Here is a 10,223-nt window from a genome sequence, read left to right as displayed (position 1 = left end):
TCCACCACCGAGACGTTCGCCGCCATCACACTGGAAGTCGACACCCGCCGCTGGGCCGGTGTGCCGTTCTACCTTCGCACCGGAAAACGTCTGGGCCGCAGAGTGACCGAGATCGCGCTGGTTTTCAAGCGGGCCCCGCATCTGCCGTTCGACGCGACCATGACCGATGAGCTGGGCGCCAACGCGCTGGTGATCAGGGTGCAGCCGGACGAGGGGATTACCTTGCGATTCGGATCGAAGGTGCCGGGCAGCACTATGGAAGTTCGCGACGTCAATATGGATTTCTCCTACGGCTCCGCGTTCGCCGAGGACTCACCCGAAGCCTACGAACGGCTGATCCTGGACGTCCTACTGGGCGAGCCGTCACTGTTCCCGGTGAATGCCGAGGTCGAATTGGCCTGGCAGATACTGGATCCCGCGCTCGAATACTGGGCGGAGCACGGTAAGCCCGATTCCTACGAAGCAGGCACCTGGGGTCCGGCCTCCGCCTTCGAGATGCTGCGGCGCACCGGCCGGGAATGGCGGCGACCATGATTGTCGAATTACCGGACACCACCACCACCGAGATCAACAAAAAGCTTGCGGAACTGCGCGAAAAAACCGGCGCGGTAACCCTCGGGCGGGTCCTGACGTTGGTGATCGCGCCGGACAGCGACGCCGTGCTGGAGGGATCCATCGAAGCCGCCAACGCGGCCAGCCACGAGCATCCCAGCCGGGTGATCGTGGTGTTGACCGGTGATGCCGATGCCGGCGACGCCCGCCTGGACGCGCAACTGCGGGGCGGCGGCGACAGCGGCGCCGGTGAAGTGGTGATCCTTCGGCTGTCGGGGCCGCTGGCCGGACACAACAGCAGCGTCGTCCTGCCGTTCCTGCTGCCCGATATCCCCGTGGTGGCCTGGTGGCCGGATATCGCCCCGGCCGTCCCCGCCCAAGACCCATTGGGCCAATTGGCAATTCGACGTATCACCGACGCCACCAACGGGGCCGACCCGCTGAGCGCGATCAAAAGCAGACTGCCCGGCTACACGCCCGGCGACACCGACCTGGCCTGGAGCCGCATCACCTACTGGCGCGCACTGCTCACCTCGGCCATCGACCAACCCCCGCACGAGCCGATCACGTCGGCGGTGGTGTCTGGGCTCAAAACCGAGCCGGCACTCGACATCCTCGCGGGCTGGCTGGCCAGCCGCATCGACGGACCGGTGCGGCGGGTGGTCGGTGAGCTCAAAGTCGAGTTGGTGCGCCCAACCGAGACGGTGACGCTGCGGAGGCCGCAAAAGGGGCGCACGGCGACGCTGAGTCGCACCGGCAAACCCGACGCGCTCGTTCCGCTGCAGCGCCGAGACGTCCCGGAATGCCTCGCCGAGGATCTCCGGCGACTGGACGCGGACGCAATCTACTTTTCAGCGTTAGAAGGCATCGATCGGGTGGAGTACGCATGAGCACCTCAGTCGAAACGTTCGCCGACAGCGATGCGCTGGTTGCCGCCGTGGGCGAGCGATTGATCAGCGTCGTCGACGATGCCGTCACCGCACGCGGACGAGCGCTGATCGTGCTGACCGGTGGCGGCAACGGCAACCGTCTGATGCGCTTTCTTGGCAGCCAGGGCGGGCGGATCGACTGGGCCAAAGTGCATCTGTTCTGGGGCGACGATCGATACGTCGCCGAAGACGACGCTGAACGCAACGACAAGCAGGCTCGTGAGGCATTGCTGGATCACGTCGACGTCCCGGCGCGCAACGTGCATGCCATGCCGGCTGCTGACGGCGAATTCGGCAACGACTTGGCCGCCGCCGCACTGGCCTACGAGCAGATCCTGGCCGCGAATGCCGAGCCGGGCGATCCCGCACCGAATTTCGACATCCATCTGCTCGGCGTGGGACCTGAAGGCCACATCAATTCGCTGTTTCCGGATACCCCCGCGGTACGCGAGACGACCCGGCTGGTGGTCGATGTCGAAGATTCGCCCAAGCCGCCACCGCAACGAATCACCTTGACACTTCCGGCAATTCAGCGTTCCCGAGAGGTCTGGCTGCTGGTGTCGGGCGCCGAGAAGGCCGCGGCGGTCGCCGCCGCCGTCGGTGGCGCCGACCCGGTGGCGGTGCCGGCGGCCGGTGCCATCGGGCGCGAGCACACCGTCTGGTTTCTCGACACCGGGGCTGCCAGCGAGCTGCCTGCTTAACCTGAGCGCCGCTCGGCCTGCCCGTCGGCATACCCCCGCTCATAGTCCTGTTGCCGTTGGACGAGGTTGGGCAACGCCATGCGCCTGATCGACGCAGCGCAGTAGGGGTCACAATGCTGCCGATCCATACCCGATCAGATGGGTATCCGGTCCCGGAGGTTCCCCCTACCGCCATAATGAGCGTCATGGCAGACAAAAGTGCCGGCGATCGCCCAGCGCGTCAGCGGATCAAGACGCTCACTCAGGCGGCGATGAACGCCGACGTCACCGTCAACCAACTGGAAGACATATTGGGTGGCCTGGGCGACACCCTGGGCGACCTGAATGACTCGCTCTCGAACCTGAACACCGCCGTGGATCGTCTGGACAACGGGCTTGATCACTTCGAGGCCACCCTCGGCCGGATTGACGACCTGATGAAGCGATTGGTCACGCTCGTCGCGCCGGTCGAGGCGATTGTCGAACGCATCGACTACATGGTCAGCGTCGGCGAGACCGTGATGTCGCCGCTGTCGGTGACCGAACACGCAGTTCGCAACGCTTTCAACGCCTTACGCAATCGCGGTAGCCGTTAGACCCTGCTCGTGCGTACCACCGGCCAGGTGAGATTTCTAGAGGCTCGCCACCCCTACCCGCTGTTGCGCAGCGCGCTGGCCAGACCGTTCATTGTCAGCAGGATTCCGCGCTGTACCAATTCGTCGTCTTCGCCGGAGCGGTAACGCCGCAGCAGCTCAACCTGCAGGTGGTTCAACGGCTCCAAGTACGGGAATCGGTTGAACACCGAACGGGCCAACGCCGGGTTGTCGGCGAGCAAGTTGTCCTGGCCGGTAATCAGCTTGTGCGCGTTGATGCTTCGCTGGTGCTCGGCGGCGATCTTGTCGAACACCCGGCGCCGCAAGGAGTCGTCTTCCACCAACTCGGCGTAGCGGGCCGCCAGGCCCAGATCGGTCTTCGCGAGCACTTGCGCCATGTTCGACAGCACGGTCTGGAAGAACGGCCACCTCTGGTAGAGGTCACGCAGTGTCTCGAGGCGCCCGTCGCCGCCGGCGATCCAGTCCTCGATCGCCGACCCGGTCCCATACCAACCGGGCAGCATCACCCGTGACTGGCTCCATGCCATCACCCAGGGGATTGCGCGCAGGTCGGAGATCGACGATGTCGGTTTCCGTGACGTGGGTCGGCTGCCGACGTTGAGCGAGCCGATCTCGCTCACCGGTGTGGACTGCAGAAAGTAATCGACGAAACCCTCTGTCTCGTGGACTAATTCGGAGTAGGTGCGCTGCGCCCGGTCGGCCAGTTCGTCGAGTACCTCGTAGGCCGGACCGGCCGCATCGCCGAGCCTTTCAACGTCGAGCAGGGTCGACTCCAAGGTGGCCGCCAGCAAGGTCTCCAAGTTGCGCTGCGCCATCAACGGCTCAGCGTATTTGGCGGCGATCACCTCTCCTTGCTCGGTCAGCCGCAGCGAACCGTTCACCGCTCCCGGCGGTTGAGCAAGGATCGCCTGATAGCTCGGCCCCCCACCGCGGCCCACCGTTCCACCACGACCGTGGAAGAGCCGCAACCGAATTCCGGTTTTGCGTGCCGATTCGACGAGATCGAGCTCGGCTCGGTAAAGCGCCCAGTTTGCGGTCAGGTAGCCGCCGTCCTTGTTCGAGTCGGAGTAGCCGAGCATCACCTCTTGGCTGTCGTCGCGGGCCCGCACGATGGCCTGATAGACCGGAAGGTCAAGTGCCGCTTCGAGAATCGATGCGCCGCGACGCAGGTCGTCGATCGTTTCGAACAGCGGGACGATGCCCACTGGGCAGGCCGGGTCGCTGCCGGAGGCATCGAGCAGCCCGCATTCCTTCAGCAGGATCCCCGCTTCCAGCAGGTCGGAGACGGACCGGCACATCGAGATGATGTAGTTGGGCACCGCGGGCGGACCATAGCTGGCCACCGCACGTGCGGCGGCGCTGATGATCGCGAGTTCTTTGCGGGCCAAGTCGGACAGTTGCTCGCGGTCGCCGACGAGAGGCCGTCGGGTGCCCAGTTCGTCGGCCAGCACGTTGACCCGTTCGTCTTCGCTCAGCGAGCAATAGTCGGGATGCACGCCGGCCCAGGCGAGCAACTCGGCGACCACCTCTTCGTGAACGTCGGAGTTCTGCCGCATGTCCAGACTCGACAGGTGGAAACCGAAGACGTGCACGGCTTCTCGTAGTCGCGCCAGCCGGTCGTCAGCCAGCAGCGTGCTGCCGTTGGAGCGCAGCGAAGCATCGACGGTGTCGAGGTCGGCCAGCAACTCCCCCGGCGTCGCATAAGGCGACAGGCCCAGGTCGAGCAGGTTGGCGGGCTGCTGATCGAGGATCTGTTCGGCGGTGGCGGTCAGCCGAGCGTGGATGACGCGCAATGCGCGGCGGTAGGGCTCGTCGCCGCGGGCCGGCTCGTCGCAATCTTCGGCGAGTGCGGTCAAGTCGTCGGTGACGGCGACCAGTCGGGCCGACATCGACAGCTCGTGCTCCAGCGCGGTCAGTTCGGCCAGATAGTGGCCGATCGCGGTGTACGCCGCGCTGCCGGTGGCCAGTCGCACGACGTCGGCGGTGACGTTCGGGTTGCCGTCGCGGTCGCCGCCGATCCAGGACCCCGGTCGCAGGATCGGTTCGGTGAGCAGGTCGGCGTCGGGCCAGCGGCTGCGTAGCGCGTCGCGCACCCCGGCGTTGACTTTCGGTATGACGTCGAAAAACGCGGCCTGGTAATAGCGCAGGCCGACTGCGATTTCGTCGGATATCTGCAGCCGGGACAACCGCACCAGCGCGGTCTGCCACAGCGTCAGCACCTGGCGGCGCAGCTCGGTTTCGATGTCGCTGCCGGCATCAGTTTCGGTGTTGCCGTGCGCGTGCAGTCGCATCAGCTGGGTGATGTGGTGCTGGGTGTCGAACACCGTCCGGCGGCGAGTCTCGGTCGGATGGGCGGTGATGACCGGGCAGACCAGCGCGCCGGTCAGCGCCTCGGCGACGATCCCAGCGTCCAGCTGCGCTGAGTCCAGCTTCTGGTACGTGGCGGCCAGGCTGCTGTCCTGTGGGGGGTCGCCGGCGGCGACGTGGATGGCGCGCCGGCGTTCGCGGTGAATATCTTCGGCAACGTTGGCCAGCAACGCGAAGTGACTGAACGCGCGGATGACCGGGATGGCCTGGTGGATGTCGATGCCGTCGAACAGCTGCGCCACCTCGCTGCGTTCGATCTCCGAGCGGCGCACCCGGAAGGACGCGATCCGGGCCCGCTCCACCAAGTCGAAGACCTCGTCGCCGTTCTGCTCGCGCACGGTGTCGCCGAGGATGGTGCCGAGTAGCCGAATGTCTTCGCGCATCGGCTCGGTGGCTTCGCGACCTGTTCGGGTGCGTTGTACCGCGCCGAAGGGCTCCAGCGAGTCGGGTGCTTCAGCCATACCTACCAGTATCAGGTCGGTCGGCCGTCTTCGCCTTGTGTGGGGTCAGGTGTTGTATTTGATCCGCAGCGCCATACCGACGATGGCGACGAGCCAGATGCCGACGACGAACAAGGTCAGCCGGTCGAGGTTCTTCTCCACCACCGTCGACCCGGACAGGCTGGACTGCACGCCACCGCCGAACAGTGTCGACAAGCCGCCACCCTTGGCGCGGTGCAACAGCACCAGCAGAACCGTCAGGACGCTGGTGACCACCAGGGTGATCTGCAGGGCCAATTCCATGGCCCACACCTTACCGGCCTGCGCCTGACCGCCTCAGACCGGCGCTACGACAGGTTGTCGAAGTACAAGTTGCCGTTGGCGTAGTCGATGTAAATCGGATACAGCAGGTACGGCGCGACACCGCTGTCGATGTCGGTTCCCGACACCGGCGCAGGCGCACCGAAGTCGTCGCCGACGGTGTAGGAGTACAGCAGCGGCCCACCGGCGCCGTTGTAAACCTCAATGGTGGTGCCAGCCGGCACGGAAGAAGCGAGTGATGACGGGATGGTTCCCCACACACCACCGGAGTCGATGTCGTTGATGACGGCTATCGGGGTCCCGCCATTGACCGATTCGTACAAGGCGCTGACCGGAGCGCCGTCAACCGTGGCGAAAGACGGCAACGGGTTGGTGGCATCGACAATCAGCTTGCCTTCGGGGATGTCGACGAGCACACCGCCGTAACTCTCAAACGGACTGGCATCTGCCGGACCCGCCGTGTTGTCGCCGATACCGAGAATGCCGCTCACCTGGTTATCGGCGAGAAACTCCTGGAAGCTCAGCGGCGAGCCGGAGGATGTCGGCCAGGACAGGAGCTCCACATCAACCGGCCCATTGGTGCTTAAACCGCCGTCGTAATCGACCGGCACGTTGTTGTAGGTCGCGTAGATGTACTCGACGCCACCGCTGTAGCCGCTTTCACCGAAGCTGTTAGGGAAGCCGAGTTGGAACAAGCCCTCGAGCTGAGTGAACCAGTTGTCTCCAAGGTCGGTGTAAGGGATAACAAGGCCGGTAGACCCGGTGTCGACGAGCAGCGGCACGTCCGGCCCACTAGCGATAGAAGCATTCACGGCCGGCTCGGTGCCCAGCTCCATGCTCAGCGGAAGGTCGAAGGGGCCCGTCGCCGCTGCGGGTTCGGCTGCGGCAGCGACGGCCGCCGCAGAGTCAGCCGTCGACGGAAGCGCCAAGTCGATCGCATTCAGGCTGGCGAGAAAACTGTCGGTCCAGCTGGTCAGATCGAGCGCGGCAGCAGGATCAAAGACCGCCAGTGAGTCGGTCAGCGAGGTCAGAATCGGCTGGATGATCGGGTCGATCAGTGCGTCGAAGTCGGCGCTCGCGGGTGCCGCCGAGCCGGTGGCCATCGCTGCTGCGGCCGCAAATGCACTCACGGCGCCACCCATGACCACTCCGCACCGGCGCATCGAGGACCTGCGTGCATGCTTCTCGCCGTCGCGACCAGCCATTCAGATGCCTCCCCGGGCGTTGGGTAACGCTGCGTAACCTGGGAACCTTAGCGAACCTGTGCTTCTTTCAGGGTCTTTTAAGCTAAACGTGACTAGGCCGAGCGCGCAACCTGTACCGCCCACCAGTTACGGCAGCGGGCCTCCGGCGGCGATCGCGGACAGCGTCGCGAACTGCTCGCCGTCCAGCGACGCGCCGCCGACCAGGGCGCCGTCGACGTCCTCCTGCGCGACGATGTCGGCGATGTTCTTGGCGTTCACCGAGCCGCCGTAGAGCACCCGGACGGTGTCGGCGACCTGCGGTGACGCCAGCGCGCCCAGCTCCTTGCGGACCGCCGCGCACACCTCTTGGGCATCGCCGGCGCTGGCCACCCGCCCGGTGCCGATCGCCCACACCGGCTCGTAGGCGATCACGGTCTGGCCGATCTGCTCGGCCGACAAACCCGCCAGCGACCCGCGCAGCTGAGCCCGGCAATGGCTGACGTGTTCGCCGGCTTCGCGGACTTCCAGGTGCTCGCCGATGCAGACGATCGGCGTCAGCTCGTGTTTGAGCGCTGCAGCGGCCTTGGCGGCCACCAGCGCGTCGTCCTCGTCGTGGTAGATGCGCCGCTCGGAGTGCCCGACGACGGCGTAGCGGCAGCCCAGCTTGGCCAGGAAAGCCCCGCTGATCTCCCCCGTGTACGCGCCGGAGTCGTGCTGGGACACATCCTGGGCGCCGTAGGTCAGCCGGAGTTTGTCACCGTCGACCAGGGTCTGCACGCTGCGCAGATCGGTGAACGGCGGAATGACGGCGACGTCGACTTTGTCGAAGTACTTGTCCGGCAACGAAAAGGCGATCTTTTGCACCAGGGCGATCGCCTCGAAGTGGTTGAGGTTCATCTTCCAGTTGCCGGCTATCAACGGCTTGCGGCTCATCGTCGTCCTTAGCTCAGGTACTCAGCACTTCTAAGCCGGGTAGCGTCTGGCCCTCAAGGTATTCCAGCGATGCCCCGCCGCCGGTGGAAATGTGGGAGAAGCCGTCATCGGGCAGGCCGAGCGCACGCACCGCAGCAGCCGAGTCGCCACCGCCGACCACGCTGAACGCGCCCTTGGCAGTCGCGGCGGCGACCGCTTCGGCGACACCCTTGGTGCCGGCCGCGAAGGCTGGGAACTCGAACACGCCCATCGGGCCGTTCCAGAAGATGGTCTCCGCGTTGGACAGCAGCTTGGTGAACCGGGCGACCGATCCCGGCCCGATGTCCAGACCTATCTTGCCTTCTGGAATCGCGTCGGCAGCAACGACTTCCGACGGCGAATCGGCGGCGAATTCATCCGCTACGACGATGTCCACCGGTAGCCGGATGACGTCGGCGTACGTGTCGAGTAGTTGCCGGCAGGTGTCGATCATCTCGGTCTGCAGTAGCGACGCACCGACCGAAAAACCGCTTGCGGCAAGGAAAGTGAAGCACATGCCGCCGCCGATCACGATGCTGTCGGCCTTGGTTGCCAGTTGCTCGATCACCCCGAGCTTGTCGGACACCTTCGAACCGCCGAGCACCACGGCATAGGGGCGTTCCGTCGAGCTGGTCAGCCGCTCCAGGACGCTGACCTCTTCAGCGACCAGCTTGCCCGCGTAGTGCGGCAGCAACGTGGCGACGTCGTAGACCGAGGCCTGCTTGCGATGCACTACCCCGAACCCGTCGGAAACGAAAGCACCTGTCAGCCCGACCAATTCGACGAGCTCGTTGGCCAGTGCCAGTCGATCCGCATCGTCCTTGCTGGTTTCCCGTGGGTCGAAGCGGATGTTCTCCAGTAGCAGGATGTCCCCGTCGGCCAGCCGCCCGGCACGGGCGCGCGCATCCTGCCCCACGACGTCGTCAGCCACCTGGACGTCGTTGTCCAGTTGCTCACCCAGTGCCGCGGCGACCGGAGCCAGCGACAGCTTCAGATCGGGTTCGCCGTTGGGCCGTCCCAGATGCGCGGTCACCACCACTTTCGCGCCGGCGGCGGCCAGGGCCTTGATTGTGGGCACCGATGCGGTGATACGGCCCGGGTCGGTGATGACGCCGTCGTTGAGTGGCACGTTCAGATCGGACCGAACCAGCACACCACGACCCGAAACACCCTGCGCGAGAAGGTCGTCCAGGTTAGGAATAGACACGGTTACAGCGACTTGCCGACCAGCGCAACCAGATCGACGAGGCGGTTTGAGTAGCCCCATTCGTTGTCGTACCAGGACACCACCTTGGCCTGGTTGTCGATCACCTTGGTCAGACCCGAGTCGAAGATGGAGCTGTGCGGGTCGGTGACGATGTCGCTGGAGACGATGGGCGCGTCGTAGTACTTGAGGATGCCTTTGAGCTTGCCCTCCGCGGCGGCTTTGAAAGCCGAGTTGATCTCGTCGGCGCTGGGCGACTTGGACAGGTCCGCGGTGAGGTCGGTGACCGAGCCGGTCGGGATCGGCACCCGCAATGCATAGCCGTCCAGCTTGCCCTTCAGCTCGGGCAGCACCAAGCCGATCGCCTTGGCGGCACCGGTGGATGTCGGGACGATGTTGAGCCCGGCGGCACGCGCGCGACGCAAATCCGAGTGCGGCCCGTCCTGCAGGTTCTGGTCCTGGGTGTAGGCGTGAATGGTGGTCATCAGGCCCTTGACGATGCCGAATTCGTCATGCAGCACTTTGGCAAGCGGCGCAAGGCAGTTCGTCGTGCACGAGGCATTGGAGATGATGTTCTGACTGCCGTCGTACTTGTCGTCGTTGACGCCGAGCACGACGGTGAGGTCGGGGTCGGTGGCCGGTGCGGAGATGATGACCTTCTTGGCACCGGCGTCCAGATGGCCCTTGGCCTTGGCGGCATTGGTGAAGATGCCGGTTGACTCGACGACCACGTCGGCACCGAGGTCACCCCACGGCAGCGCCGCTGGGCCCTCCTTGACCTCCAGAGCCTTGATCCTGGCGTTGCCGACGACGATAGTGTCCTCGCCTTCGAGGCTGACGTCGTAGGGCAGCCGGCCCAGGATGGAGTCGAACTTCAGCAGATGCGCCAGCGTCGCATTGTCGGTCAGATCGTTGACCGCGACCACCTCGATTTTGGTGTCGGCGCCCGCGGCCTGCTGCGCCAGCAGGGCCCGGTAGAAG

General features: G+C 65.3%; 9 protein-coding genes and 1 pseudogene. 4 read left to right on the top strand and 6 right to left on the bottom strand.

The annotated features are described in order from the left end of the window. The 4 genes and pseudogenes from VGG53_RS23045 to VGG53_RS23030 all read left to right on the top strand — a co-directional run. A pseudogene (locus tag VGG53_RS23045) lies at positions 1–534 on the top strand (glucose-6-phosphate dehydrogenase); the annotation flags it as partial. After that, complete coding sequence (gene opcA, locus VGG53_RS23040; protein ID WP_331520441.1) at positions 531–1,442, top strand: glucose-6-phosphate dehydrogenase assembly protein OpcA; 912 nt, start codon at positions 531–533, stop codon at positions 1,440–1,442. The pseudogene VGG53_RS23045 and the gene opcA, both read left to right, overlap by 4 nt. Further along, on the top strand, positions 1,439–2,182 hold the full coding sequence (gene pgl / locus VGG53_RS23035) for a 6-phosphogluconolactonase (protein ID WP_331520440.1): 744 nt from the start codon (positions 1,439–1,441) through the stop codon (positions 2,180–2,182). The genes opcA and pgl overlap by 4 nt, the downstream gene beginning before the upstream one ends. A 176-nt stretch (positions 2,183–2,358) precedes the next feature. Continuing rightward, positions 2,359–2,757 (top strand): ATPase, encoded by a 399-nt coding sequence (locus tag VGG53_RS23030; protein ID WP_331520439.1) that lies wholly within the window; start codon positions 2,359–2,361, stop codon positions 2,755–2,757. Between the two features lie 53 nt (positions 2,758–2,810). On the opposite strand, the gene ppc is transcribed toward VGG53_RS23030, so the two are convergent. The 6 genes from ppc to gap all read right to left on the bottom strand — a co-directional run. Next, complete coding sequence (ppc, locus tag VGG53_RS23025) at positions 2,811–5,603, bottom strand: phosphoenolpyruvate carboxylase (RefSeq protein ID WP_331520438.1); 2,793 nt, start codon at positions 5,601–5,603, stop codon at positions 2,811–2,813. A gap of 45 nt (positions 5,604–5,648) precedes the next feature. Beyond that, the gene (gene secG / locus VGG53_RS23020) at positions 5,649–5,885 is read right to left on the bottom strand and encodes a preprotein translocase subunit SecG (protein WP_331520437.1); all 237 of its coding nucleotides are present in this window, start codon (positions 5,883–5,885) and stop codon (positions 5,649–5,651) included. Positions 5,886–5,929: 44 nt separating this feature from the next. Further along, positions 5,930–7,033 (bottom strand): PecA family PE domain-processing aspartic protease, encoded by a 1,104-nt coding sequence (locus VGG53_RS23015; protein WP_331520436.1) that lies wholly within the window; start codon positions 7,031–7,033, stop codon positions 5,930–5,932. A gap of 201 nt (positions 7,034–7,234) precedes the next feature. Further along, complete coding sequence (tpiA, locus tag VGG53_RS23010; protein WP_331520435.1) at positions 7,235–8,020, bottom strand: triose-phosphate isomerase; 786 nt, start codon at positions 8,018–8,020, stop codon at positions 7,235–7,237. A 13-nt stretch (positions 8,021–8,033) separates the two neighbouring features. Next, a complete protein-coding gene (locus VGG53_RS23005) occupies positions 8,034–9,245 on the bottom strand; it encodes a phosphoglycerate kinase (RefSeq protein ID WP_331520434.1) in 1,212 nt (403 codons plus the stop codon). A gap of 2 nt (positions 9,246–9,247) precedes the next feature. After that, positions 9,248–10,223: type I glyceraldehyde-3-phosphate dehydrogenase (gene gap, locus VGG53_RS23000; protein ID WP_331520433.1), on the bottom strand; the 976-nt coding region annotated here is incomplete at its 5' end.

Source organism: Mycobacterium sp. (assembly GCF_036490025.1).
In the GTDB taxonomy this organism is placed as follows: domain Bacteria; phylum Actinomycetota; class Actinomycetes; order Mycobacteriales; family Mycobacteriaceae; genus Mycobacterium.
This window is presented reverse-complemented; position numbering and strand designations above follow the sequence as displayed.